Consider the following 23,770-nt stretch of genomic DNA (forward strand, 5'->3'; position numbering starts at 1 on the left):
ACGGGTCCTCTCCCTTGCGGGAGAGGACGGGCGAAGACTTTCAAGCGTGGTGAATATCCCGATCCTTGGTTTCCGGCAGGAACAAGGTGCCCAGGATCGCCGTCATCACCGCGATGACGATCGGGTACCAGAGCCCGTAGTAGATGTCCCCGGTGGCCGCCACCATGGCGAACGCCACCGTCGGCAGGAAGCCGCCGAACCAGCCGTTACCGATGTGATACGGCAGCGACATCGAGGTGTAGCGGATGCGCGCCGGGAACAGCTCCACCAGCCAGGCGGCGATCGGGCCGTAGACCATGGTCACGTAGATCACCAGCAGGGTCAGCAATGCCAGCACCGCCGGATAGTTGGTCTTGGCCGGATCGGCCTTCTCGGGGTAGCCGGCGTCCTTGAGGGCGCTGCCCAGGGTGGCGACGAAGGCATCGTTCTGCGCCTTGAAGTCGGCGGCCGGCAGGCCGGTGCCTTCGAAGCTCGGCAGCACCTTGTCGCCGATCCGCACCTGCGCTACCGCGCCCGGCATGGCCTTCTCGTTCTCGTAGGGAATGGCCTTCTTTGCCAGCACGCTCTTGGCCAGGTCGCAGGAACTGGTGAATTTGGCCTTGCCCACCGGGTCGAACTGGAACGAGCACTGGGCGGGATCGGCGACCACCGTGACCGGGTTGCGCTCCTGGGCGCTGAACACCTCGGGGTTACCGTATTCAGTCAGCGCCTTGAAGATCGGAAAGTAGGTCAGCGCCGCGAGGACGCAGCCGGCCATGATGATGCCCTTGCGCCCGATGCGGTCCGACAGGCTGCCGAACAGGATGAAGAACGGCGTGCCGATCAGCAGCGAGCCGGCGATCAGCAGGTTGGCGGTCTGCGGGTCGATCTTGAGCGTCTGCAGCAGGAAGAACAGCGCGTAGAACTGCCCGGTGTACCAGACCACCGCCTGGCCGGCGGTGCCGCCGAGCAGCGCCATGATCACGATCTTGAGGTTGTCCCAGCGGGCGAAGGACTCGGTCAGCGGCGCCTTGGATGACTTGCCTTCGGCCTTCATCCTCTGGAACACCGGCGACTCGCTCAGTTGCAGGCGGATGTACACCGAGACGATCAGCAGCAGGATCGACAGCAGGAAAGGAATCCTCCAGCCCCAGGCCTCGAAGGCTTCGGTGCCGAGGATCGTGCGGCAGGCGAGGATCACCAGCAGCGACAGGAACAGGCCCAGGGTCGCCGTGGTCTGGATCCACGACGTAAAGTAGCCGCGCTTGCCCTTGGGGGCGTGCTCGGCCACATAGGTCGCCGCGCCGCCATACTCGCCGCCCAGCGCCAGGCCTTGCAGCAGGCGCAGGCTGATCAGGATGATCGGCGCCGCCACGCCGATGGTCGTATAGCTGGGCAGCAGGCCGACCACGGCGGTGGAGACACCCATGATCACGATGGTGATGAGGAAGGTGTGCTTGCGCCCGATCATGTCGCCCAGGCGGCCGAACACGATCGCGCCGAACGGCCGCACGGCAAAGCCCGCGGCGAATGCCAGGTTTCCCTGAAGCATAATCAGCTTCGTGCAGATATCCACTCGCCCGCCGCCTGGCGGCCCTCATGCCACGCCGCCGTCAACCATCACTGCCGTCGATCATTCAAATCATGAAAGCGGATTTTTCATTTTCCAGCGATGCCTTCAGAATGGCGCCACCTTCAATACCGTCGGACAAGTACGTCATGAATATCAATTTTGCGGTCGCCTGCATGATCGTGGTTTCCTTTGCCATCGCCCTGTTCCACACCTGATCGGCAGCCCCGCTCGACATAGCCCCCGGCCATCGGCACGGGTGCAGGCCACTGACTTGCCGCGTTCCCCACGCGGCATTTGTGTTTAAAATGCCCGCCCTTTTCCGCTGCTGGCCCCTGCGATGAACTCCGACGCCCTCTCCATCCTGCACCATCACCTGCTGACAGCCCTGGCCTGCGCTCCGGCGGAAACCCGGCGCCTGTTCCATGGCCGCGGGCGTTGCTGGCCGGGGCTGGAGCAAGTGACCGTGGACTGGCTGCAGGGCGTGGTGCTGGTGGCGCTGTTCAAGGAGCCGGAGCCGCAGCAGCTGGAGGCGCTCAAGCAGTTGCTGCTGGCACTCAGCACCTCGCCGCAGTGGCAGGCCTGTGGCGCCCATACCCTGCTGCTGCAACACCGTTATCAGCTGCAAAGCCCGGTGGACTGGCTGGTGGGCGAACCTATCGATGAATGGACCCTGGTCGAGGAAGGCCTGCGCTATCGGGTGGACCTGGGCCAGAAGCAGAACAACGGCCTGTTTCTCGACATGCGCTACGGTCGCAACTGGGTGCGCGCCAATGCCCGGGGCAAGCGCGTGCTGAACCTGTTCGCCTACACCTGCGGCTTCTCGGTGGCGGCCATCGAAGGCGGCGCGACCCATGTGGTCAACCTCGACATGTCGCGCGCGGCCCTGAGCCGTGGCCGCGACAACCACCGGCTCAACGGCCACGACCTGAGCCGGGTGAGCTTTCTCGGCCACGACCTGTTCAAGTCCTGGAGCAAGGTGAAAAGTAGCGGGCCCTACGACCTGGTGATCATCGACCCGCCTTCCTTCCAGAAAGGCAGCTTCCTGCTGACCAAGGACTACGCCCGGGTGCTGCGGCGCCTGCCGGAATTGCTCACGGCCGACGGCTGCGTGCTGGCCTGCATGAACGACCCGGCCGTCGGCTCGGACTTCCTGATCGACGGCGTCACCCGCGAGGCCCCGGGCCTGCGCTTCGAGCAACGCCTGGACAACCCGCCGGAGTTTCCCGACAGCGATATCGAGAGTGGCTTGAAGGCGCTGGTGTTCCGCCGGGTCGAATAAGCCCGGCGCCCCTCGCCCGGCCCCTCAGCAGACACCACCGCCCTCGGCCTGAGCCCCGATAGCCTAGAGGTCACTCCAGCCCCAACCCACGCCGGCCGATGGCGTTGAGTTCCTCGGGGCCGAACCGGCCCTGCCAGGTGCTTTCATAGTCTTCCCGGGGAAAGTCCGGCGGCGATACGCCCCGCTCGAAAGCGCCATACACCGCCTTGGCGTAAGCCTGGTTTTTCGCGCACATGGGCGCCGCCGGCACGTACATCACATTGCCCCAGCCCTGCTGGTTTTCCACGGCGGCCACGCTGTGGACCAGGTCGCAATGCCACCACACCGAGTCACCGGCGCGAACCTCGGGGATCGGCCGCAAGGCCTGCATCAACAGCGGGTGCCATTGCCGGGAAACCGGCAACACCTGGCCCGGCGCCACGCCACACAATTCATCTTCCGGCACGTCGTCGAGCAACGGGCGCAACAGCAGGTAGGCCATGGCCTTGGGAATCGGCACGCAGTGCAGCACGCCCTGGTCGGCGCGCATGTCCGACAGCGCGGTCCAGCCCTGGAAGGTCCTGAACACCGAGCACGTCACCGTGTCGCGGTAAGCGTACTCGTCGACCTCGGTGCGATGCGCCGCGTCCCAGGGATCATAGGCCGCGAAGTCATTGCGGTAGAGGCTGTCGAAGACCTTCAGGTAGGCCGGGTGCAGCCAGCGTTCCAGAGCGCCGGAATCGGTGTGCGGGCCCAGGCCCCTGGAACAGGTGCCCGGCGGCCCGCGCCGGACCCGGTCGGGGTACAGCGCATTCACCTGCGGGTCGAACCATTGCCGGCCCTGGGACTCGCTCTTCCACAGCCGATTGAGAAAGACCTGCACCCGGGCCATGCGCTCGTGCTGGCGCAACTGCATCTGCGCCCGCGACCAGTAGATCGGCAAGATCTGCGGCCGCGAAGCCTCCAGGTTGCCGAAGAAGCGGTCGACCGGGCCGCGGTAAACCCGTTCGAAATCATTGCGCGCCAGATAGCCCAGCAGATCCTGGTCCCAGGCGCTGACCCTGTCCCGGGCGAAATGCCCGCGCACCACCACGCAACCGCGCCGGTGGATCGCCGCGCGCTGTTCGGCGCTGACCCGGCCCGCGGCGATCTGCGCATAGTCCAGCTGCGGCCAGGCCTGGCCGCCCTGGGCATCGATCGAGGCGATCTCCTGCTCGATAAAGGCGCTGACCTCGGCGAACAGCGACTGCACGTCGCCGATCCGCGCACGCAGGGCGCGCTTCATCCGCACTATGTGCTCACGGTAGTTGTCGGGCAGGGTCTGGCAGTGGAAGGCAGCGTAAGGATTCATGGTCATGGCCTGTGTCGTTCGGGTCGAGAGAAGCGCTGCGCGAACAGGGCGCCGCGCTATTGCCATGAAACCCCAGGGCCCTGGCCGCAGGCAGTGGGGTTTGGCGCGTCGAGCGATACGATTGTGGCGTTTCCAGCGCCGCTGGCAGCAGGATACTGTCACTGGAAATGCGCGCGGTGGCGCTGGCGGAAAGCCGAAGGGGTCATGCCCTGCCGGGCCTTGAACTGGCGATTGAACAGGGCCAGCGAGCCATAGCCCACGGCCTCGGCAACCTGGGTCACCGGGGTCTGCGGCCCTTGCACCAGCAGCGCGCAGGCACGGCCGATGCGCAGGCGGGCGATGTACTCCAGGGGCGTCGCCCGGGTATGGCGGCGGAACATCCGGTGAAACGCCGAGACGCTGACACAGGCCATCCGCGCCAGCTCGGCGATGCTCAGCGCTTGGCAGTAATGCGCGTGAATATGCTCCAGCACCCGCTGCAGACGCCCGTCCTCGAACACCGCCGGGCCGGCGGCGGCCGGCAGGATCATCTCGGCGCCACGGTCGCGACTCAGGCGCGTCAGCAACGCCAGCAACGACACCAGGCGCGTCGGCTCGTCCTGCGCGACCATCGCCTCGATCAGCGGGCGCGACTCCCGCGCCGCCTCGCCGCTGAACTGCACGCCCCCCCGGGCCGCGGCCAACAGGGGGCGCAGGCCGGCCATTTCCGCAAACAGCTCGACCAGGGCAGTCGCCCAGGCTTCGGAAAACCAGATCACCAGGGCGATATGGGGCAGGCGCGGGTCGATCCGCTGCTGCGAACTCCAGCTGTGGGGCACGTTCGGCCCCACCAGCACCAGGTCGCAATCGTCATAGGCACGCACATCGCCGCTGATATAGCGCTGCCCGCGACTGTTGAGGGTCAGGGTCAGTTCGTATTCGGGGTGGTGATGCCATTCGAAGGGAATTTCCTCGGGCAGGCGCCGATCGAGCATCGACCAGGAGGCAGTGGCCGTGGTGGGGATCTGCTCGAAGCTCGGTTTCATGGCGACACGCTGTCCTGTTGGCGAGGCTCATGGCCAGAGAAAGTACCCTGAAGCGGCGCCGCCGTCACACCGGCGCCTGCACCACTTCGATGCCCAGGCGCCGGTAGTCCTCGATGCTGCCCGAGGCCAGGTGCTGCTCGGTGATCAGCGTATGCAGGCGATTGCACGGCGCCACGGCGAAGGGTTCCACCGCGCCGAGCTTGTCGGCGGTGGTCACCGCGATGACCTGGGACGCGCTGTCGAGCAAGGCCTGCTTCACCGGTACCTCATCGAAGTGCAGCGAGGTGATGCCGACCTCCGGGTGAATCGCGCACACCCCGGTGAACAGCAGGTCGGCGCGGATGCCTTGGATCAGGCGTACCGCCTCATGGCCACCGGAGGACAGGGTCGCCGGGTTGAGCCGGCCGCCGGCGAGAATCACCTGGCTGCGCGGGTATTCGGCCAGGGCGACGGCGATCAGCGGCGAAGCGGTGACCGCGGTGATGCCGATATCGGCAGGTAGCGACTGGGCAATCAGCAGCGTGGTCGAGCCCGAGTCGAACATCACGATCTGCCCTTCCTGCACCCGCTGCGCGCCGAGCCTGGCCAGGTGGCGCTTGACCTCGCTGCTTTCGCCCAGGCGGGTGAACACATCCTTGCCGGTGTCCTTGGGCCGTGGCAGCGCGCCGCCGTGCACCCGCTGCAGCAGCCCGGCATCGGCCAGTTCCGCCAGGTCGCGGCGGATGGTGTCCTCGGAGACCGCGAAATGCTGGCCCAGCTCGGACGCCATGACCTTGCCGTCGCGTTCGAGCAGCAACAGGATCTTCTGCCGGCGCACATGGGGCAGTTCGGCGGTGGAATGCTGGCTTTGCATGGTTATGCCTGTTTTTGCGTGTTTATGCGAGATTAGCCAAGGCTTTGCCCAAACACAACGCCAGCCCTGCGCATTGGCCGCCCGGGCCCAGGCTTGCTTTACTGAGGCAACCGGGGCGAATTCGTCCCGCCCACAAGTCATGTGGCACCCGGACGCCCATGAGTGAGGAGATAACGCGCGATGCAACGTCTCAGTGCCAAAGACTTCGCCCCCGAGCTGCTCGAGCTCTACGACTACTACGCCCACGGCAAGATCAGCCGCCGCGAGTTCCTCGACCGGGCGGCGGCCTTCACCCTGGTCGGGCTGACCGCCAGCTCCACCCTCGCCGCCCTGACGCCGAACTACGCCCTGGCCGAACAGGTGTCGTTCACCGACCCGGCGATCGTCGCCGAATACATCACCTACCCCTCGCCCAAGGGCCACGAACAGGTCCGGGGTTATCTGGTGCGCCCGGCGAAAGCCGAAGGCAAGTTGCCGGCGGTGGTGGTGGCCCATGAAAATCGCGGGCTCAACCCGTACATCGAGGACGTCGCGCGGCGCCTGGCCAAGGCCGGTTTCATCGCCCTGGCCCCCGACGGCCTGACCTCCCTCGGCGGTTACCCCGGCAACGACGACAAGGGTCGCGAACTGCAACTGAAGATCAATCCGGAAAAGCTGATGAACGACTTTTTCGCCGCCGTCCAATGGCTGCTCGAGCACGACGCCAGCACCGGCAAGGTCGGTATCACCGGCTTCTGTTATGGCGGTGGCGTAGCCAATGCCGCGGCCGTGGCCTACCCGGAACTGGCGGCGGCGGTGCCCTTCTACGGGCGCCAGCCGGACAGCGCGGAAGTCGAGCGGATCCAGGCGCCACTGCTGCTGCACTACGCCGAACTGGACACCCGCATCAACGAAGGCTGGCCGGCCTACGAGCAGGCACTGAAAGCCGCGGGCAAGACCTACGAGGCCTACATCTACCCCGGGGTGAACCACGGTTTTCACAACGACTCGACCCCGCGCTACGACGAGGCGGCGGCCACCCTGGCCTGGGACCGGACGCTGGCGTGGTTCCACAAGTACCTGGTCCAGGCCAGCGGCTGACAGCGGTTTGCAGGCGACGGCACGAGCGCGCCGTCGCTTGTGCTCAGCGGCTCAGCCCTTGTTCAGCAACGCCGTGGCGATCACCGTGCCCATGGGCGTCGGTTGCGGGTCGTTCTGGTGCGCGACCGCGTTCACCGCCCAGTCCTCCAACTGCACCCGGCCCTTCTGGAAGATCATCATGTGGGTCGAACCGCCGAACTCGAAATGCCCGATCTCGGTGCCACGGGTGATGTTCACCGGTGCCGCGCCTTGGTCGACGATGAACGGAGGCTCGATCACGCAGGTCGAGACCTCGACCATGCCGATGCAGATCAGCGCGACATAACCGCAGGTCGGGTGCTCGAAGACAAAGATCGCCCGGGCGGCGACATGCCCCAGGTACGGCTGCGACTCGGTGCCCTCCCAGGTGCCCTCGTCTTCGCCCTGGGCCGGACGCTGGGCGAAATAGGTGCCCGGCTGCACCCAGGAGCGCACCAGCTTGCCATCGAGCGGGGCGTTCCAGCGGTGATAGTGGGTCGCCGACAGGAAGCCCTGGTAAGCCTGCCCGCCCTGGAACGGCGCGGCCCACTGTTCCTGGCCGCCGAACAGATCGAGCAGCGAGTAATTGACGTCCTTGATCCAGAACTCGGTCTCGAACGCCACATCGCTTTCGTACTGCCAGGGCGTGGTCTCACAGCCGATATCGACCTGGGTCAGCGGATTGCCCTGGAACGGCCGCGCGCCGGGCACGAACCTGCGGATGAAAAACGCGTTCCAGGAATCGAAGCCGTAGCCGGGCAGGTTCGGGTCATGCTCCATCTGCGTCCAGACCCCGGCCTCATGGGCCGCCGCGGAGATCCACGAGCCCTCTTTTTCCGGGTCGTTGATGTCCAGCTTGTCGAGGGAAGCGCTGCTCTTGAGGAAGGCGTTCCAGGCATTGAGGACCTTCTTGAACTGCTGGTTGAAGGTCGTGTCATGGAACAGCGCGACACCCGCCTCGGTGCCCATCGACACCGCCAGGAAGGCGTTCATCGGCGTGCCGACCTGGGCCGTGGTGTTGAACGACGAGGAGGTGCTGATGATCTCGTTGAGAATCTCGAAGAAGCTGTCGTAGCCGGCGATCCACAGTGCATCGCCGTCCGTGTCCTTGATCTGCTCCTTGGTCGCCTCGTCCAGGGTCGCCACGTAGGCGTTCGACTGTTCGATCATCGAGTTGACCCACATGCGGTACACGCTGTTGTGGGTGACCCAGGTCTTGAACTCGATGATTTCCGTGCGCATCGGGGTCAGGGTGCCGGCCTTTTTCTTCTCGGCGATCAGGTTGCGCAGCGGCACCAGGAATTTGGCCGTGGCCCATACCCGGTTGGGCACCCAGAAGCCCATCTGGATCGGCCCGGCGTTGGCCAGCGTCAGGCGTTCGGCGCCGGTGCTTTCCAGGCGTGCCTGGCGCGACGGCTGTTTGGGGTTGTTGAGCTGTTTGTCGTACTGAGTCATGTCTTTACTCCTTTAAAGAGGCGGCGCCCGGGCTGCGATGGCACGGGCGCGACCAGACCGCGATGAGGTACTGGCCAGCAAACGACTGCTCCAACAGGCGTTCATGTCAGGGGGGCGACAAGGGTCTGGTACGGGGTTGAACGACACTCCGTGTCCTTCTCGCAATGCCGGTCCCGGGCAGAATGCGGCGGCCGAACGGCCATCTACAGGCGCGACTTGCCTGGACAAGTAAAGCTGCTCTGGCGGGTTTCTGGGGGGCGCCCAGAAAATTCATGTAACCGGTCGCTTCACGCCCCTGCTCGGCTGGCGATGGGCGCATGTTCGGCCATCAGCTCGGCGACCCAGTCGATAAACACCCGCAGCTTGATGCTGATATGCCGATTGGGCGGGAACGCCACGTAGATCGGCATCGGCTCGAGCCGCCAGTCCTCGAACAGACGCACCAGCTCGCCCCGTTCCTGATGCGCCCGGGCCATGTAGTCCGGCAGCCAGAGCACGCCCAGGCCCGCCAGGCCGGCGGCGAGGTAGGCATTGCCATCGTCGACCGCCAGCACGTAGCGGCCCTTGATCTGCAGGCTCTCGCCGTGGCCGTGCATGGCATAGGGCAAGGCCTTGCCGGTGCGCGCCCAGAGAAAACCGACGATGCGATGCAACGAATCCTCCAGCTCGCGCGGATGCGCGGGCGTGCCGAGGCGCTCCAGGTAGCCGGGCGCCGCATACACGCCCAGCTGGAGGTCGCCGACCCGCCGCGCCATCAGCGACTGGTCCGTCAACTCGCCGCCGCGCACCACGCAATCCACGTTCTCGCCAAGCACATCGACGATGCGGTCGCTGACGCCCAGGTCGATCTGGATGTCCGGGTAGCGGGCGTGAAACCCGGGCAGCGCCGGCACCAGGATCATGCTCGCCAACGGGCTGGGCACATCCACCCGCAGGCGTCCCCTGGGCAGCGCCGAGGCACTGGACAGGCTGGTCTCGGCATCGTCGAGGTCGGCCAGCAGACGCACCACACGCTCGTAATACACCGCGCCGTCAGCGGTCAGGTGGACCCGGCGCGTGGTGCGGTTGAGCAACTTGACCCGCAGGCGTGCCTCCAGCTGCTGCACCAGTTGCGTCACGCTGGTCTTGCTCATGTGCAGCGTGTCGGCGGCCTTGGTGAAGCTGCCCGCCTCCACCACCCGGGCAAAGGCCTGCATCGCATCAAATCGGTCCATTTCCACCCCGGCTAACCATTGGATTGTTTGGATTCCACAAACAGTGATGGCTACGGTTGCTGGTTTATCGGCCCGGCGCAAGTGCCTAGAGTCAGCTTCATCGTTCATTCCAGGTCGGCTTCGGCCCTTATCGATGGAGGCAACACATGACTCAACGCGACGTGGTTTTTCCGCCCGGACGCCAGGCGCTTTACCAGCGCAACCGCTACTCGCCGGCGATCCGTTCCAATGGTTTTCTGTTTGTCTCGGGGCAGGTCGGCAGCACCGCCGACGGCTCGCCCGAGGCGGACCTCGAGGCCCAGGTCCGCCTCGCCTTCAACAACCTCAACGCCATCCTGGCGGCCGCCGGCAGCTCCTTCGAGGATGTGATCGATGTCACCGTGTTTATCGTCAATCCCGAAACCCGCTTCGAAACCATCTGGAAGGTGGTGCCGGAATTCTGGGGCCAGGCGCCGCACCCGACGCTGACCGCCGTGGGCGTGACCTGGCTCTATGGCTTCGACTTCGAGATCAAGGTCATCGCCAGACTGCCGGAAAGCACCGCCGGCTGACTCACACCCCTCGACCGGGTCACGCCCGTGGCCCGGGATTCCACGGCCGGACCGGCCTCGCGGCTCCCATTCCCAAGCCCATTCCCACGCCTGACCCAGCATCACCCATCTGCTGAGCAATGATCTTTTGTCAGCCCCGCGCGGCCGAGCGTTAACTCTCGTCCCGCGAAGTCCTTTGACGGACCCCGTCACAAAATCAATAAGAGGGTTGGCCGATGCAAAGCAATGGCGCGTTGCTGTGGGTGTTGTTAGCCGCGATCGTGATGATCGTGGTGCTGATTGTCAGGTTCAGAGTGCATGCCTTTCTGGCGCTGATCGCCGCCTGCGGCCTGGTCGGGATGGGCTCGGGGATGCCCTTGAATGCCATGCTCGAATCGTTCCAGAAGGGCCTGGGCGATACCCTGGGGTTTCTCGCCGCGATCATCGGGCTGGGCAGTATCCTCGGCAAGATGCTCGAAGAGTCCGGAGGTGCCGAACGCATCGCCCGGACCTTGCTCGACACCCTGGGCGAGCGGCGCGCCTCCTGGGTGATGATGCTGGTGGGGTTCATCGCCGGCATCCCGGTGTTCTTCGAGGTCGGCTACATCCTGCTGATTCCGCTGGTGTACGTGGTGGCCAAGGCCACCCGCCTCAACCTGTTGCACCTCGGCGTGCCGCTGGCGGTGTCGCTGATGTGCGTGCACTGCATGCTGCCGCCGCACCCCGCGGCCATGGCCATCACCCACTTGCTGGGGGCCGACGTCGGCAAGGTGATCCTCTACGGCCTGCTCGTCGGCCTGCCCACCGCCATCGTCGCCGGGCCGCTGTGGATCCGCCTGGTGGCGCGCAGCCGGGCCGAACCTTGGCAGGCGGCCTTCCTCGAGGAGCGTTGCGAGGCCCGTGGCGAACGAGTGCTGCCGGGCTTCTGGCTGACGTTGCTGACCATCTTGCTGCCGCTGCTGCTGATGATCGGCAAGACCTTCGCCAGCGCCCTGCCCGCCGGCTCGACGCTGTCCGGGCTGCTGTCGTTCTTCGGCAACCCGCTGGTGGCGCTGCTGATCGCCGTGGTCTTCGCCTACTGGTCCCTGGGCCTGCGCCGTGGCCTGGGCATGCAGGACCTGCTGGGGCACACCCAGAAAAGCCTGCCGCCGCTAGCCAGCATCCTGCTGATCATCGGTGCCGGTGGTGCCTTCAACGGCATCCTTATCGATAGTGGCGTGGGCAAGGTGCTGGCCGATTCCCTGACCCGGCTGGACATCAACCCCGTAGTCCTGGCTTGGCTGGTGGCGGGCCTGATGCACTTCGCGGTGGGCTCGGCGACCGTGGCCATGATGAGCGCCGCCGCCATCGTGCTGCCGACCCTGGGCGTCGACTCCGGCTACAGCAAGGAGATCATCGTGGTCGCCATCGGCGCCGGGGCCATCGGCTGGACCCACGTCACCGACTCGGCCTTCTGGGTGGTCAAGGAATACCTCGGGGTGTCGCTGGCCGATGCCCTCAAGACCTTCACCAGCGCCACGGTCCTGGCCTCGGTGGTCGCCCTGCTGCTGACCCTGGCCCTCTCTGATTTCGTTTAAACCTTTGCCACAGGAGACTTCCCCATGATCGCAGGCCAGCCACTCGCTACCTGGACCCGTCGCTTCCCGCTGCTCGAAGAGCTGATGGCGTTGCGCGAAACCACCTGGTTCACCCCCATTCGAGCGCCCCTGGCCGATGGCCTCAGCGATCTTGCGCTGAGCGCCGCCGACGTGGCCGACGCCAGCGCCCGCCTTGAGCGTTTCGCCGCGTATTTTCGCGTGGCTTTTCCCGAGACCTTGGCCAACAACGGCATTCTCGAATCGCCGATCCAGCCGCTGCCGGCCTTGCAGGCGGTGCTGGCCAGCCGCTACGGGCAAGCCCTGCCCGGCGCGCTGTGGATCAAGCAGGACAGCCACCTGCCGATCTCGGGGTCGATCAAGGCCCGCGGCGGTATCTACGAGGTGCTCAAGCACGCCGAACGCCTGGCCCTGGAGGCCGGCCTGCTGCGCCCGGACCAGGACTACAGCGTGCTCGACTCGCCCCAGGCCCGGGCGTTCTTCAGCCACTACCGGATCGCCGTCGGCTCCACCGGCAACCTGGGCCTGTCCATCGGCCTGATGGGCGCCCGGCTGGGCTTCCAGGTCACGGTGCACATGTCCGCCGACGCCCGCCAATGGAAGAAGGACAAGCTGCGCGCCCATGGCGTGAACGTCATGGAGTACGAAAGCGACTACAGCATCGCCGTGGCCCAGGGGCGCCAGCAGGCCAGCGCCGATCCGGCCTGCCACTTCGTCGATGACGAAAACTCCACCGACCTGTTCCTCGGCTACGCCGTAGCCGCCGAGCGCCTGAGCCGACAACTGCAACAGGCCGGGGTCCGGGTCGATGCCGAGCACCCGCTGTTCGTCTACCTGCCCTGCGGCGTCGGCGGCGGCCCCGGCGGCGTGGCGTTCGGCTTGAAGCTGGCGTTCGGCGACGCCGTTCACTGTATATTTGCCGAGCCCACCCATTCGCCGTGCATGCTGCTTGGGGTGCACACCGGACTGCATGACGAGGTGTCGGTGCAGGACTTCGGCATCGACAACCTCACCGCCGCCGACGGCCTGGCCGTCGGCCGTGCCTCGGGTTTCGTCGGCCGCGCCATGCAGCGGCTGATCGAGGGTTACTACACCGTCAGCGATGACGAACTGCATGCCCTGGTCTGGCTGATGGCCAAGCACCAACAGCTGCACCTGGAGCCTTCGGCGGTGGCTGGTGTCCCAGGCATCGCCCGGGTGCAGGCACAGCGTGACCAGTACCTGCAGCGCAGCGGCCTGAGCGCCGCGGCTTACGCCCGGGCCACCCACCTGGTCTGGGCCACGGGCGGCAGCATGGTCCCGGACACCGAGATGCAGGCCTACCTGGCGCAAGGCGCCCGGGTGCTGAAAGGCTCATAACCGACCGACAGGAGAAGCGCCGGCTTGTACAACCTACCGCCCCGACTGGATGCCAAGCTCAACAGCAGTCAGTTCTCGAACCTGTTCACCTTCCAGGCCGCGGCCCGCCACCTGAGTTTCAGCAAGGCCGCCGATGAGTTGTGCCTGACCGCCAGCGCGGTCAGCCATCGCATCGCCCGGCTGGAGGCGGAGCTGTCGATCCAGCTGTTCCGCCGGCTGACCCGGCGGGTCGAGCTGACCGAGGCCGGCGAACGGATTTTCGCGATCCTCCAGCAGACCCTGGGCGAGCTGTCCGAAGTCCTGGCCCAGCCGGTCGACGCCGATCTGGCCGGGCCGCTGACCCTGTACGCCCACCCGTCCATCGCCCATGCCTGGCTGGTGCCGCGCCTGGCCGAGTTCGGCCAGCGCTTTCCCGGGGTCAGGCTCGACCTGCGGGTGGGCAACGACCGCATCGACTTCCGCACCCGGCAGATCGACCTGGCGCTGTACTACGGCAATGGCGAGTTCCATGGGCTGGCGGCGCACAAGCTGATGCAGGAACGGATCGCGCCGGTGTGCAGCCCGCAATACGCCGAACGCCATGGATTGACCGGCGCAGTCGAGCAACTGCAACAGTGCACCCTGCTGCATGACTCGCTGGCCTGGGACCATGCCACCTTCGATTCCGAATGGGCGCTGTGGATTCGCCAGCACGGCAGTGGCGTGGCCATGCCGAAGCGCGGGGTGACTTTCGATCGCTCGGACCTTTGCGTCACCGCCGCCATCCACCATGCCGGCGTGGCGATCGGGCGCGAGCATCTGGTCAGCGAGGCGATCGGGCAAGGCCGGCTGGTGCTGCCGTTCACGGGTTTTACCCGCAGCGGCGAATACGATTACTACATCGTCCACCCGGCCCTGGAGGCCCTGCCGCGACGGGTCTCGGCCTGTATCGCCTGGTTACGCGAGTGTGCGGCGCAGACGCCGGGAACCTGAAGGCCGGCGCTGGAGGCCGGCTGGGGGGGAGGTCAGCGGCTGGCGCCGCCGCCCTTCTTGCGCAGCGCCTTCAAGCGCTGGCTCGCCCGCTGCACCGCCGCCATCTTTTCCGGGCGCTTCATGCGCTTCCATTGGCGGATGTCGTCCTTGCTGCGCCCGCAACTCAGGCACAGGTCGCCGCTCAACTGGCAAACGGCGATGCAGGGGTTGTCGATTTCCTTGGCCATGCTTCAGCCTGGCTGCCGGTCGTCGCAGGTGCCGCCAACCATCAATGCTGCATCTTGCTGTGGTCGGGCATATTCAGGGCGCGGGCCTGGGCCTCGACCTTGATCGACTCTTTCTCGCCCTTGGTATTTTCCACCACCAGGGTCAGCGGCACCTTGTCGCCTTCCTTCACCTGGGCGACCAGGTCGATCAGCATCACGTGATAACCGTGGGGGTCCAGGGCGACGGCCTTGCCGGCCGGCAACGCGACGAAGTCCGCCGGGCGCATGCTCATCACATCGTTGTGCATGCTCGACTGGTGAATCTGCACGATCTTGGCCACTGGCGACTCGACGCTGAGCAGCTTGCTGTCGTCGCTGGCGGTCAGGGTCATGAAGGCCCCGGTCGCCTGTTGCCCGGCGACGGTGGCGCGTACCCAGGCGTCGTCGACCTGGGTCTGGGCCGCGGCCTGGCCCGCCAGGCCCAGCAGGGACAGGCCGATCAGGATGCGTTTGGCGCGTTGGGCGATAGCGGTTTTATTCAGGGCCGGGTACATCAGCAGACCTCCATGACGGTCAGTAGATCTTCCGCGCACTCTTGCGCGGTAAGCGATTGGGATAAGCCAAGGCGCAACGTGCCCCGGGAGTCGTAGACAAAACTGGTGGCGGTGTGGGACAGGGTGTAGGTCGAACCGCTGGGGATCTTCTCGTAGAACACGTCGAATTCCTTGGCCGTGGCCGCGGTCTGCTCCAGCGTGCCGTACAGCGCGACGAACGACGGGTCGAAGGCCTTGACGTAGGCGTCGAGGACCTCCGGGGTATCCCGCTCGGGGTCCAGGGTGATGAAGATCACTTGCAGGCGGTCGCCGTCGCGGCCCATCAGTTTCTTGGCCTGGGCCGCGCGCGCCAGCGTCGTGGGGCAGATCGCCGGGCACTGGGTGAAACCGAAGAACACCATCGGCATCAGGCCGCTATAGCTGGAGAGCGTCCTGACGTTGCCCTCGGTGTCCTTCAGCTTGAAGGTACGGCCCATGATCTTGTCGCTCAGATCCTTGCCATATTTGTACGACAGCTGGCCCCGGGTATCGCAGCCGGCCAGAAGACCGAGACCCAACACCCCCATACCTGCAATCACCTCGCGGCGACTCAACAAAACACTCATTCGTTACCGCCCTTTGAGGAGCCGAAAGTCCAGACGAGTCGCCAGGCGACTCATCCGTAAAAGCCACGCATGGTAGCAAAACGAGGCACCCCGCTTCCTGCCAAATGGATGACAGGTTGTGTGCGACCTTGGTCGGGTGCGGCGTTTAGCCGCGCTTGCCAGCGATTCTCAGCCGAGCCGCGCCAGACGTTGTTGCCAGTTGCCGCCGTTGATGCGCTGGCATTGTTCTTCGCTGTCGTACCGCACATGGGCCGCCAGCGCCTGCAACTCCACGCCGGCGTCATGCAGGGCCATGGCTGTCAGTTCGAGCATGCGCTCGCCCTGCCCGCAGGCCAGGGCCAGGGCCTTGCTGGCCTGGGTGTCGAATACCCATACCACTCTCAGGCTGGCGCTAAAGGCCGCGTAATCGGCCACATGGGTCAGCCAGGAGAACCCAACGATTTCTGCCTTGGCGGTTTCGCAGGCGTCGGTGAGGCTGGCGACCAGGCGGCGTTCGAGACGCGCCTGCTCGTGTTTGTTTAATGGCATGGTGGCTCCTTGGCTGCCCGGTATTAAGCGCCGGAGCCGTGCAGTCTTGCCGCGAGCGCCCATCAATACAAGCCCCATGGCTGGCTGGCGCGGCTGTAATTCCGTAACATTCGCCGCCTTTCGATAATCCCCCGCAACCCCGGCCGCCCCTGGCCACCCTCTCAGGTAAACCATGAAACCCGCTCGCCTTCGCGCCGACGTCCTGGCCGGACTCACCACCTCTTTCGCCCTGGTGCCCGAGTGCATCGCCTTCGCCCTGGTCGCCCACCTCAACCCGCTGATGGGCCTGTACGGGGCCTTTATCATCTGCACCCTGACCGCGCTGTTCGGCGGCCGCCCGGGGATGATTTCCGGCGCCGCCGGGTCGATGGCGGTGGTGATCGTCGCGCTGGTGGTGCAGCACGGCGTGCAGTACCTGCTGGCCACGGTGCTACTCGGTGGCCTGGTCATGATCGCCTTCGGCCTGCTGCGCCTGGGCAAACTGGTGCGGATCGTGCCGTATCCGGTGATGCTCGGCTTCGTCAACGGTCTGGCGATCATCATTGCCCTGGCCCAGCTGGAGCACTTCAAGGCCGATGAACGCTGGCTCGGCGGCACGCCCCTGTGGCTGATGCTCGGGCTGGTGGCGCTGACCATGGCCATCGTCTATCTGCTGCCACGCTTGAGCCGCGCGGTGCCGCCGGCGCTGGTGGCGATCCTCGGGGTCGGCCTGCTGGTCTACCTGCTGGGCCTGCCGACCCGCACCCTGGGCGACATGGCCCATATCGCCGGCGGCCTGCCGCGCCTGGTGCTGCCGGACATTGCGTGGAACCTGGAGACCCTGGGCATCATCGCCCCCTACGCGTTCCTGATGGCCATGGTCGGGCTGCTGGAAACCCTGCTGACCCTCAACCTCACCGACGAAATCACCGAGAGCCGCAGCTTCCCCGACCGCGAATGCGTGGCCCTGGGCGCGGCCAATATCGCCTCCGGCCTGTTCGGCGGCATGGGCGGTTGCGCAATGATCGGCCAGACCGTGATCAACCTCAGCTCCGGCGGCCGCGGCCGGCTGTCCGGGGTGGTCGCCGGGACGATGATCCTGCTGTTCGTGCTGTTTCTCTCGTCCCTGATCGAGCGCATTCCGCTGGCGGCACTGGTCGGGGTGATGTTCGTGGTGGCCCAGCAGACCTTCGCCTGGGGCTCGCTGCGGGTGCTGCACAAAGTGCCGTTGAACGACATGCTGGTGATAGTCGCGGTGACCATCATCACCGTGTTCACCGACCTCGCCATCGCGGTGCTGTGCGGCATCGTCATCGCCGCCCTCAACTTCGCCTGGCAGCACTCGCGCGAGCTCTACGCCGACAGCCACGAGGAAGCCGACGGCAGCAAGCTGTACCGGGTCCACGGCACCCTGTTCTTTGCCTCGACCACCTCCTTCCTCAACCACTTCGACCCGGCGGGCGACCCGGCCCAGGTGACCCTCGACTGCCGCCACCTGAGCTTCGTCGACTACTCGGCCATCGCCGCCCTGAAAACCCTGCGCGAACGCTACGGCAAGGCCGGCAAGCACCTGCGGGTGACCCACCTGTCCGAGCGCTGCAAGCAGTTGCTGAAACGCGCGGGCATCCAGCACGGCTGAGCCCGGACTCAAGGGGGCGTCCCACGCAGCGCTCGACAAAGATCTTTACACCCCCGCCCCGCTTTCTTACTGTCGGGCGGCCCCCGGCTCCGGCGGGGTCACCTGCCCATAGAACATCACAAGGAACCAGCCATGCCAGGGAAAGACCTGTTGCTCAATAGCATCGAGACCCTCAGAGAAAGCCTGATGCTCGGGCACAAGCAATCGCAGAAGTACTCGTCGACGGTCATGGGCAACGAACGGGAACTGATCATCGAAAGCCTGCTGGCGCGCGTGCTGCCGCAAAACGTGCGCTACGGTTCCGGGGTCATCATGGACTGCTACGGAAAAACCTCGGGCCAGGTGGATATCGTCCTTGAGTGCGAACAAAGCTTCAGCTTGCCCATCACTTCCGGCAAGCAACGGCTCTACTTCGCCGATACCGTGGCGGCGGCCATCGAAGTGAAGTCCGACCTGCGGAAGCAGAAGGTCGAGGCATTCGCACAAAGCGATGCGGTCCAACAGCTACGACGAAAAAAGTCGAAGGAGAAACTCAGGCTCAACAACAAATATGTCGTTCCCTCCTACATCATCGCGTTCAAAGGGCCGGCCGAAAAAAAACTGTCCGATCTGCTGTACAAGGAATGCCGGGAAAAGAAACAGCATTACCCCACCGGAATCCTCTGCCTGGAACCCGCTTACTTTTTCAGCTTCGAACCCTCTGGAAACTTCGAAGCATCCGGGGACAGCGCGGTTTTCGCCTTTCTTTGCAGCCTCTCCAATTGGCTTTCCTTCAATAGAGACAGCCGCTTCGACATCAAGAGCTACGTCTCGCTCCTGGATGAAGCCGAGAGTGACTGACGAGCTCCGACGGTCCCCGCAAGCACTGTGAAAAACAAAAGGCGAGCCGCAGCTCGCCTTTTTCATCAGCCAAACACAGGTTGCTTCGGCCAAAAAAGCGACATCACTGTGATATCATCACCCCCTCTCCGGCCAGGGTCCGCACGACCCCACCCACCCCGGAAGACCCCATAAAAGAAGGCGCCACGATGCGCCTCCCGCCTGTCTTGCCTGCAAGAACCGACGACGCCCCGGAACTTTTCCGAGCGCGCGCCGCTTTGCTGCGAACCTGCCGGATGCCGCGCAGGTTGTGCCTTTTGCCGCCACAAGGAACACAGTCATGCTTTTACGATCGATGAACATTTCCCGCCGTGCAGGCCTCAGTTTTGCCCTGATCGCGTTGCTCGCGGTTGCGCTCGGGGCGTTCTCCCTGCTGGAAATGCGGCGCATGAACGAGCAGTCGCTCGAGGTCGACAGGAACTGGCTGCCCTCGATCGTCGCGGCCAACGCCGTGGCCCTGACCAGTACCCAGATCCGTACTCTGACCCTGCGCCTGCTGGTCGTACGCGACAGAACCGAAGTCGAGGCCCTGCTGGACCGGGTCAAGCAACTCGACGAACAACTGTCGGCCCAGCAACTGGCCTACGAAAAACTCAGTATCGCCCCCGAAGAAAAGGCTGCGTATGCGCGCTACCTGGGGGTCAGGGCGCTGTACCTCAAGGACCAGCAGCGCGTCCTCGACCTGGCGCGCCAGGGGCGCAAGGACGAGGCGATCGCCATCGTCGACGGCGGGCCGTTCCTGACCAATGCCGACGCCATGCTCAAGGAACTGCTGAGCGTGGTCGAGGTGAATACCCACGGCGGCGAAGTGGCCGCCACGCGCAGCAACGAAGTGTTCCAGAGCGCGGTCGGGCTGGTGCTGGCGATCCTGGCCATCGTGCTGGTGCTGACCGTCGGCCTGGCCATCGTGCTCACCCGCAGCATCGTGCGGCCGCTGAGCCAGGCCGTGGCAGTCGCCGAAACCATCGCCAGCGGCGACCTGTGCCATGCCATCAGCGTGACCGGCAACGACGAACCGGCACGCCTGCTGCACGCCCTGCAACGCATGCAGAACAGCCTGCGCAACACCCTGCAGAAGATCGCCGATTCCTCCAGCCAGCTGGCGTCGGCCGCCGAGGAACTGCATGCGGTGACCGAGGATTCCAGCAAGACCCTGCACCAGCAGAGCAACGAGCTGGAACAGGCCGCCACCGCGGTCAACGAAATGACCGCGGCGGTGGAAGAAGTGGCGCGCAACGCCGTCAGCACCTCCGAAGCATCCCGGGAAACCGACGCCACCGCCCACCACGGCCGGCAGCAGGTGCAGCACACCGTCGACTCCATCGGCGACCTGGCCGACGAGGTGACCCGCACCTGCGAGCAGGTCGAGCACCTGGCGGTGGATGTGCGCAATATCGGCCAGGTCCTGGAGGTGATCCGCTCGATCGCCGAGCAGACCAACCTGCTGGCCCTCAACGCGGCCATCGAGGCCGCCCGGGCCGGCGATGCCGGACGCGGTTTCGCCGTGGTCGCCGATGAGGTGCGGGCCCTCGCCCATCGCACCCAGCAGTCGACCCAGGAAATCGAAAGCATGATCAACACCATCGAAGAAGGCACCGAAGGCGCGGTCAGCGCCATGCGCCACAGCAACGAACGCGCCCACCTGACCCTGGAAGCCGCCCGCGCTTCGGGCCTGGCCCTGGACCAGATCACCCAGGCCATCACCTCGATCAACGAACGCAACATGGTGATCGCCAGCGCCAGCGAAGAGCAGGCCCAGGTCGCCCGCGAGGTGGATCGCAACCTGGTGAACATCCGCGACCTGGCGACCCAGACCTCGGCCGGAGCCAACCAGAGCAACGCCGCCAGCCAGGACCTGTCGCGCCTGGCGGTGGAACTCAACGGCCTGGTAACCCAGTTCAAGGTCTGACGGCCAACGGGCTCCCGCGCCTTGCCGCGCGGGGCCTTCAGTAGGCGTATTGAGCAATCACCTTGCGCACCCTTTCCAGCGCCACCCGCAGCTGATCCATATCGACCGAGCCCAGGGCCAGGCGAATCGCGTGGGGCACCGGCGCGGCGCTGACAAAGGGCTCGGCGGTGGACACCGAGACATTCTCCCGCAGCAAGGCCATGGCCACCTGATCGGCACGCACCTCCTCGGGCAGCGGCAGCCAGAGAAAATAGGACGCCGGATGCCCGATGTACGCCAGGCCGGCCAACACCTCCCTGGCCAGCGCCTGCCGGGCTTGCGCGTCCTGGCGTTTCTCGGTTTCCAGGCGCGCCACGGTGCCGTCGTCGATCCAGTTGCAGACTAGCGCCGTCATCACCCCGGGGGTGTTCCAGGTGGTCGCGCGGATCACCCGTTCGATCAGCGGCACCCAGGCCGGCGGCGCGACGACAAAACCGACCCGCAGCCCGGTGGCGACATTCTTGGAAAAGCCCGACACATACACCGTCAGTTCCGGCGCCAGGGCCGCCAGCGGCGCGGGCGGATCCTCGGCGAGAAAGGCATAGGCGGCGTCCTCGATAATCAGCAGGCGATGCTGCCGGGCTATGTGCACCAGACGCTCGCGCCACGCCAGGTCGAGCACCCAACCCATGGGGTTGTGCAGGGTCGGCATGGCGTACACCGCCCGCACCCGTCGGCTGCGACACAGCTGCTCGAAGGCCGCCAGGTCGGGGCCGTGCTCGGTCAGGGCAATCGACACCAGCTCCACGCCATGCGCGTCGGCCACCACCTTGAACCCCGGGTAGGTCAAGGCATCGGTGGCGACCACATCGCCGGGCTTGAGCAGCGCCATCACCGTGGTCGCCAGGCCATGCTGGGCGCCACTGACGATCGACACCTGCTCGGCGTCTACCCGCAACCCGCAAGAAACCAGATACCGCGCCACCGCGGCCCGCTCGTGGCTACGGCCACTGTGGGGCTGGTAGCGCAGCAGCGCCTCCAGGTCACCGGCGGCCGCCAGTTGGCGCAGGCCGCCGCGCAACACTTCGGCCTGACCGGGCAACGCCGGATAGTTGAAATTCAGGTCCAGAGTGCCCGCCGCCGTGGCCTGCTGGTCGATACCCTGGCCCGGCGGCAACGCGGTCTCGCGGACAAAGGTGCCGCGCCCGGTTTCGCCACTGATCAGGCCCATGGCCTCCAGCTCGGCATACACCCGCGAAGCGGTCACCAGGGCCAGCCCTTCCCTGGCGGCCAGCTCGCGGTGAGTCGGCAGGTGGGCGCCAGGCGGCAGTGCACCGCCACGGATATCGGCGGCAAAAGCATCGACCAGTTGTTTGTAGCGGGCACGGGCCATAGCGGAATGTATCCATGACAATATTTTGATTGTATTGCTTAGCGCTCCTAGGATGGGGCCTGAGCAGCCCAGGCGCAATCTCGCCCTGCGGCGCAGCGCTTACCCTTGAACAGAGCTGAGCCCCTGAATGGAACGGACATCCCCCCTGCCACACCCCACCACGCAAAAGGCCGCGAGCGGCTGGCTCAACGGTTTTATCGGCGTGCTGATTTTCAGCGGCTCGCTGCCGGCCACCCGGGTCGCCGTGCTGGAATTCGACCCGTTGTTCCTGACCGTGGCCCGCGCCAGCATCGCCGGGGTCCTGGCCTTGTGCCTGTTGCTGCTGTTCAAGGAAAAACGCCCGAACAGAAACCAGCTGTGGCCCTTGGCGATAGTCGCCCTGGGCGTGGTGGTGGGCTTTCCCCTGCTGACCGCGCTGGCGCTGCAGTACGTGACCTCGGCCCACTCCATCGTCTTCCTGGGCTTGCTGCCGCTGGCCACCGCGGTGTTCGGCGTACTGCGCGGCGGCGAGCGGCCGCGGCCGGTGTTCTGGCTGTTCTCGGTGCTGGGCAGCCTGCTGGTGGTGGGGTTTGCCCTGTCCCAGGGGCTGAGCGCCGCGCCGGCCGGAGACATCCTGATGCTGCTGGCGATCCTGGTCTGCGGCCTGGGTTACGCGGAAGGCGCCAAGCTCTCCCGCACCCTGGGCGGCTGGCAGGTGATCTCCTGGGCTTTGGTGCTGGCGCTGCCGGTGATGGCCGTGCTGAGCCTGTTGCGTGCCCCGCCTTCATTTAGCGGCATCACCCTGCCCGCCTGGCTGAGCCTGGGGTACGTCGCGTTGTTCAGCATGCTGATCGGCTTTGTCTTCTGGTATCGCGGGCTGGCCCAGGGAGGGATCGCCGCCGTCGGCCAGTTGCAGTTGCTGCAACCGTTCTTCGGCTTGGCCCTGGCGGCCAGCCTGCTGCATGAACAGGTCAGCCTGGGCATGCTGGGAGTGACCGTGGCGGTGATTTTGTGCGTGGCCGGGGCGAGGAAGTTTTCCAAATAGCGGTTCGGCCCGCCTCGGCGAGACTGGGCTGAGGTTTCCCCTCAGACCGGGGAGATGGTCGCCAGCAGACCGATCGCGATGGTCAGCGCCAAGAATCCAAACAAGAAAATCGCCATCTTCGCCATAAAGGCCTCCTGAACAATAGGTTTTCGCCAACGCGAAAAGCAGAACGCAGCCTCAGGCTCCAGCCGGCAGGCCGGTGCGCCTGAGGGGTGCGTTATTGTCAGGCCAGATCTGATCCCGATACAGACGCAGGTGACGAAGAAAAATACGGCTCAGATGGCGGCGGACTCTGTCGATCCATGGACCAAAGGTCCGGGTACATGAGGCAAAGCCGACATGCCTCGACCCAGGATCGCCGGCGCCCACGCCAGCATGGCAGCCCGGGCAACCGGCAATTGCGCGTGCCTTCCCGGGTTATTTGCGCGCCAGCTTGTAGCGCACGCAATCGTCGTAAAAACTCTGCCGCACCGTCGCCGGCTTGGCCCGCGAGGGGCTGTCGTAGGTCTGTTCGGTAATGCCCAGGGCCAGCATGCGCATCCAGCCCTTGCTGAACTTGTAGGTCTGCAGCTTCTGCCGCGCGGCATACAGCGAAACGCCCGACAGTTTCAGCTCCTGCGCCCGCGCCGCCGTCCCCGCGCCCCAACTGCACACATACCGGTCATTGGCCGGCAACTCCTTGCCCTCGGCCGCGACAGCCACGCTGACCAAGGCGAACGAGGTCAGCGTCATCCACACATTGCGCATTTTTCGATCTACCTAACCACCTGAAATTAAAGTGATTTTGGCGGTGATTGAGCGACCGCGGGGCCA

General features: G+C 65.6%; 22 protein-coding genes and 2 pseudogenes. 12 read left to right on the forward strand and 12 right to left on the reverse strand.

What is annotated here, in order from left to right; genetic code table 11:
- Positions 1–40: 40 nt before the first annotated feature.
- Positions 41–1,516, reverse strand: a pseudogene (locus AC07VU_RS24525) (MFS transporter); the annotation flags it as partial.
- A 62-nt stretch (positions 1,517–1,578) separates the two neighbouring features.
- On the opposite strand from AC07VU_RS24525, the gene AC07VU_RS24530 reads away from it, so the two are divergent.
- On the forward strand, positions 1,579–1,767 hold the full coding sequence (locus AC07VU_RS24530) for a hypothetical protein (RefSeq protein WP_495030637.1): 189 nt from the start codon (positions 1,579–1,581) through the stop codon (positions 1,765–1,767).
- 122 nt (positions 1,768–1,889) lie between these two features.
- A complete protein-coding gene (locus AC07VU_RS24535) occupies positions 1,890–2,831 on the forward strand; it encodes a class I SAM-dependent methyltransferase (RefSeq protein WP_495030638.1) in 942 nt (313 codons plus the stop codon).
- 70 nt (positions 2,832–2,901) lie between these two features.
- Here the strand turns inward: AC07VU_RS24535 and AC07VU_RS24540 are convergent, their stop codons facing one another.
- The 3 genes from AC07VU_RS24540 to AC07VU_RS24550 all read right to left on the reverse strand — a co-directional run bounded on the left by AC07VU_RS24540 (position 2,902) and on the right by AC07VU_RS24550 (position 6,039).
- Entirely contained in the window at positions 2,902–4,161 is a 1,260-nt protein-coding gene (locus tag AC07VU_RS24540; RefSeq protein WP_495030669.1) for a DUF1479 domain-containing protein, read from the reverse strand.
- A gap of 158 nt (positions 4,162–4,319) precedes the next feature.
- On the reverse strand, positions 4,320–5,186 hold the full coding sequence (locus tag AC07VU_RS24545) for a helix-turn-helix domain-containing protein (RefSeq protein ID WP_495030639.1): 867 nt from the start codon (positions 5,184–5,186) through the stop codon (positions 4,320–4,322).
- 64 nt (positions 5,187–5,250) lie between these two features.
- Positions 5,251–6,039, reverse strand: coding sequence for a DeoR/GlpR family DNA-binding transcription regulator (locus AC07VU_RS24550; RefSeq protein WP_495030640.1), 789 nt, complete (start codon positions 6,037–6,039; stop codon positions 5,251–5,253).
- 180 nt (positions 6,040–6,219) lie between these two features.
- On the opposite strand from AC07VU_RS24550, the gene yghX reads away from it, so the two are divergent.
- Positions 6,220–7,119 carry a YghX family hydrolase gene (gene yghX / locus AC07VU_RS24555; protein WP_495030641.1) on the forward strand — a complete coding sequence of 300 codons (900 nt, stop codon included), beginning with the start codon at positions 6,220–6,222 and terminating at the stop codon, positions 7,117–7,119.
- A gap of 51 nt (positions 7,120–7,170) precedes the next feature.
- Here yghX and AC07VU_RS24560 read toward each other — a convergent pair whose 3' ends face one another.
- Both AC07VU_RS24560 and AC07VU_RS24565 read right to left on the reverse strand, forming a co-directional pair.
- Positions 7,171–8,592: a phophatidylserine decarboxylase associated domain-containing protein gene (locus tag AC07VU_RS24560; protein ID WP_495030642.1), complete on the reverse strand. Its 1,422-nt coding sequence runs from the start codon at positions 8,590–8,592 to the stop codon at positions 7,171–7,173.
- Between the two features lie 287 nt (positions 8,593–8,879).
- On the reverse strand, positions 8,880–9,806 hold the full coding sequence (locus AC07VU_RS24565; protein WP_124350501.1) for a LysR family transcriptional regulator: 927 nt from the start codon (positions 9,804–9,806) through the stop codon (positions 8,880–8,882).
- 146 nt (positions 9,807–9,952) lie between these two features.
- Between AC07VU_RS24565 and AC07VU_RS24570 the strand changes: the two genes are divergently transcribed.
- The 4 genes from AC07VU_RS24570 to dsdC all read left to right on the forward strand — a co-directional run bounded on the left by AC07VU_RS24570 (position 9,953) and on the right by dsdC (position 14,262).
- On the forward strand, positions 9,953–10,357 hold the full coding sequence (locus AC07VU_RS24570) for a RidA family protein (RefSeq protein ID WP_495030643.1): 405 nt from the start codon (positions 9,953–9,955) through the stop codon (positions 10,355–10,357).
- A 215-nt stretch (positions 10,358–10,572) separates the two neighbouring features.
- The gene (locus AC07VU_RS24575; protein WP_495030644.1) at positions 10,573–11,913 is read left to right on the forward strand and encodes a GntT/GntP/DsdX family permease; all 1,341 of its coding nucleotides are present in this window, start codon (positions 10,573–10,575) and stop codon (positions 11,911–11,913) included.
- A 24-nt stretch (positions 11,914–11,937) separates the two neighbouring features.
- Positions 11,938–13,290: a D-serine ammonia-lyase gene (dsdA, locus tag AC07VU_RS24580; protein WP_495030645.1), complete on the forward strand. Its 1,353-nt coding sequence runs from the start codon at positions 11,938–11,940 to the stop codon at positions 13,288–13,290.
- A gap of 24 nt (positions 13,291–13,314) precedes the next feature.
- Positions 13,315–14,262 (forward strand): DNA-binding transcriptional regulator DsdC, encoded by a 948-nt coding sequence (gene dsdC / locus AC07VU_RS24585; protein ID WP_495030646.1) that lies wholly within the window; start codon positions 13,315–13,317, stop codon positions 14,260–14,262.
- A gap of 32 nt (positions 14,263–14,294) precedes the next feature.
- On the opposite strand, the gene AC07VU_RS24590 is transcribed toward dsdC, so the two are convergent.
- From AC07VU_RS24590 to AC07VU_RS24605, 4 genes are all read right to left on the reverse strand, one after another.
- Entirely contained in the window at positions 14,295–14,489 is a 195-nt protein-coding gene (locus tag AC07VU_RS24590; protein WP_007924891.1) for a DUF1289 domain-containing protein, read from the reverse strand.
- Between the two features lie 41 nt (positions 14,490–14,530).
- Positions 14,531–15,022: a copper chaperone PCu(A)C gene (locus AC07VU_RS24595; RefSeq protein WP_495030647.1), complete on the reverse strand. Its 492-nt coding sequence runs from the start codon at positions 15,020–15,022 to the stop codon at positions 14,531–14,533.
- The gene (locus AC07VU_RS24600; protein WP_007924889.1) at positions 15,022–15,627 is read right to left on the reverse strand and encodes an SCO family protein; all 606 of its coding nucleotides are present in this window, start codon (positions 15,625–15,627) and stop codon (positions 15,022–15,024) included. Before AC07VU_RS24600 ends, AC07VU_RS24595 begins: the two co-directional genes overlap by 1 nt.
- A 168-nt stretch (positions 15,628–15,795) precedes the next feature.
- Positions 15,796–16,155 carry a hypothetical protein gene (locus AC07VU_RS24605; protein WP_495030648.1) on the reverse strand — a complete coding sequence of 120 codons (360 nt, stop codon included), beginning with the start codon at positions 16,153–16,155 and terminating at the stop codon, positions 15,796–15,798.
- Between the two features lie 172 nt (positions 16,156–16,327).
- Here AC07VU_RS24605 and AC07VU_RS24610 point away from each other — a divergent pair, with 172 nt between their 5' ends.
- From AC07VU_RS24610 to AC07VU_RS24625, 4 genes and pseudogenes are all read left to right on the forward strand, one after another.
- Positions 16,328–17,773, forward strand: a complete 1,446-nt coding sequence (locus tag AC07VU_RS24610; RefSeq protein WP_495030649.1) for a SulP family inorganic anion transporter — start codon at positions 16,328–16,330, stop codon at positions 17,771–17,773.
- A gap of 132 nt (positions 17,774–17,905) precedes the next feature.
- Positions 17,906–18,613, forward strand: a complete 708-nt coding sequence (locus AC07VU_RS24615) for a DUF6602 domain-containing protein (protein WP_457276095.1) — start codon at positions 17,906–17,908, stop codon at positions 18,611–18,613.
- A 334-nt stretch (positions 18,614–18,947) separates the two neighbouring features.
- Positions 18,948–19,703, forward strand: a pseudogene (locus tag AC07VU_RS24620) (MCP four helix bundle domain-containing protein); the annotation flags it as partial.
- Positions 19,698–20,561, forward strand: a complete 864-nt coding sequence (locus tag AC07VU_RS24625; protein WP_495030670.1) for a methyl-accepting chemotaxis protein — start codon at positions 19,698–19,700, stop codon at positions 20,559–20,561. The pseudogene AC07VU_RS24620 and the gene AC07VU_RS24625, both read left to right, overlap by 6 nt.
- 37 nt (positions 20,562–20,598) lie before the next feature.
- Here the strand turns inward: AC07VU_RS24625 and AC07VU_RS24630 are convergent, their stop codons facing one another.
- On the reverse strand, positions 20,599–21,933 hold the full coding sequence (locus AC07VU_RS24630) for an aminotransferase-like domain-containing protein (RefSeq protein WP_495030650.1): 1,335 nt from the start codon (positions 21,931–21,933) through the stop codon (positions 20,599–20,601).
- A 127-nt stretch (positions 21,934–22,060) separates the two neighbouring features.
- Between AC07VU_RS24630 and AC07VU_RS24635 the strand changes: the two genes are divergently transcribed.
- Complete coding sequence (locus tag AC07VU_RS24635; RefSeq protein WP_457276093.1) at positions 22,061–22,957, forward strand: DMT family transporter; 897 nt, start codon at positions 22,061–22,063, stop codon at positions 22,955–22,957.
- Positions 22,958–23,374: 417 nt separating this feature from the next.
- Here AC07VU_RS24635 and AC07VU_RS24640 read toward each other — a convergent pair whose 3' ends face one another.
- Entirely contained in the window at positions 23,375–23,704 is a 330-nt protein-coding gene (locus AC07VU_RS24640) for a hypothetical protein (protein WP_007924875.1), read from the reverse strand.
- Positions 23,705–23,770: the final 66 nt, after the last annotated feature.

The organism is Pseudomonas sp. GW821-FHT02B10 (assembly GCF_059421865.1).

Coding starts and splice junctions, on each gene's coding strand:
- AC07VU_RS24530 (WP_495030637.1), top strand. CDS start 1,579: ATGCCACGCCGCCGTCAACCATCACTGCCGTCGATCATTCAAATCATG.
- AC07VU_RS24535 (WP_495030638.1), top strand. CDS start 1,890: ATGAACTCCGACGCCCTCTCCATCCTGCACCATCACCTGCTGACAGCC.
- AC07VU_RS24540 (WP_495030669.1), bottom strand. CDS start 4,161: ATGAATCCTTACGCTGCCTTCCACTGCCAGACCCTGCCCGACAACTAC.
- AC07VU_RS24545 (WP_495030639.1), bottom strand. CDS start 5,186: ATGAAACCGAGCTTCGAGCAGATCCCCACCACGGCCACTGCCTCCTGG.
- AC07VU_RS24550 (WP_495030640.1), bottom strand. CDS start 6,039: ATGCAAAGCCAGCATTCCACCGCCGAACTGCCCCATGTGCGCCGGCAG.
- yghX (WP_495030641.1), top strand. CDS start 6,220: ATGCAACGTCTCAGTGCCAAAGACTTCGCCCCCGAGCTGCTCGAGCTC.
- AC07VU_RS24560 (WP_495030642.1), bottom strand. CDS start 8,592: ATGACTCAGTACGACAAACAGCTCAACAACCCCAAACAGCCGTCGCGC.
- AC07VU_RS24565 (WP_124350501.1), bottom strand. CDS start 9,806: ATGGACCGATTTGATGCGATGCAGGCCTTTGCCCGGGTGGTGGAGGCG.
- AC07VU_RS24570 (WP_495030643.1), top strand. CDS start 9,953: ATGACTCAACGCGACGTGGTTTTTCCGCCCGGACGCCAGGCGCTTTAC.
- AC07VU_RS24575 (WP_495030644.1), top strand. CDS start 10,573: ATGCAAAGCAATGGCGCGTTGCTGTGGGTGTTGTTAGCCGCGATCGTG.
- dsdA (WP_495030645.1), top strand. CDS start 11,938: ATGATCGCAGGCCAGCCACTCGCTACCTGGACCCGTCGCTTCCCGCTG.
- AC07VU_RS24590 (WP_007924891.1), bottom strand. CDS start 14,489: ATGGCCAAGGAAATCGACAACCCCTGCATCGCCGTTTGCCAGTTGAGC.
- AC07VU_RS24595 (WP_495030647.1), bottom strand. CDS start 15,022: ATGTACCCGGCCCTGAATAAAACCGCTATCGCCCAACGCGCCAAACGC.
- AC07VU_RS24600 (WP_007924889.1), bottom strand. CDS start 15,627: ATGAGTGTTTTGTTGAGTCGCCGCGAGGTGATTGCAGGTATGGGGGTG.
- AC07VU_RS24605 (WP_495030648.1), bottom strand. CDS start 16,155: ATGCCATTAAACAAACACGAGCAGGCGCGTCTCGAACGCCGCCTGGTC.
- AC07VU_RS24610 (WP_495030649.1), top strand. CDS start 16,328: ATGAAACCCGCTCGCCTTCGCGCCGACGTCCTGGCCGGACTCACCACC.
- AC07VU_RS24615 (WP_457276095.1), top strand. CDS start 17,906: ATGCCAGGGAAAGACCTGTTGCTCAATAGCATCGAGACCCTCAGAGAA.
- AC07VU_RS24625 (WP_495030670.1), top strand. CDS start 19,698: ATGCAGAACAGCCTGCGCAACACCCTGCAGAAGATCGCCGATTCCTCC.
- AC07VU_RS24630 (WP_495030650.1), bottom strand. CDS start 21,933: ATGGCCCGTGCCCGCTACAAACAACTGGTCGATGCTTTTGCCGCCGAT.
- AC07VU_RS24635 (WP_457276093.1), top strand. CDS start 22,061: ATGGAACGGACATCCCCCCTGCCACACCCCACCACGCAAAAGGCCGCG.
- AC07VU_RS24640 (WP_007924875.1), bottom strand. CDS start 23,704: ATGCGCAATGTGTGGATGACGCTGACCTCGTTCGCCTTGGTCAGCGTG.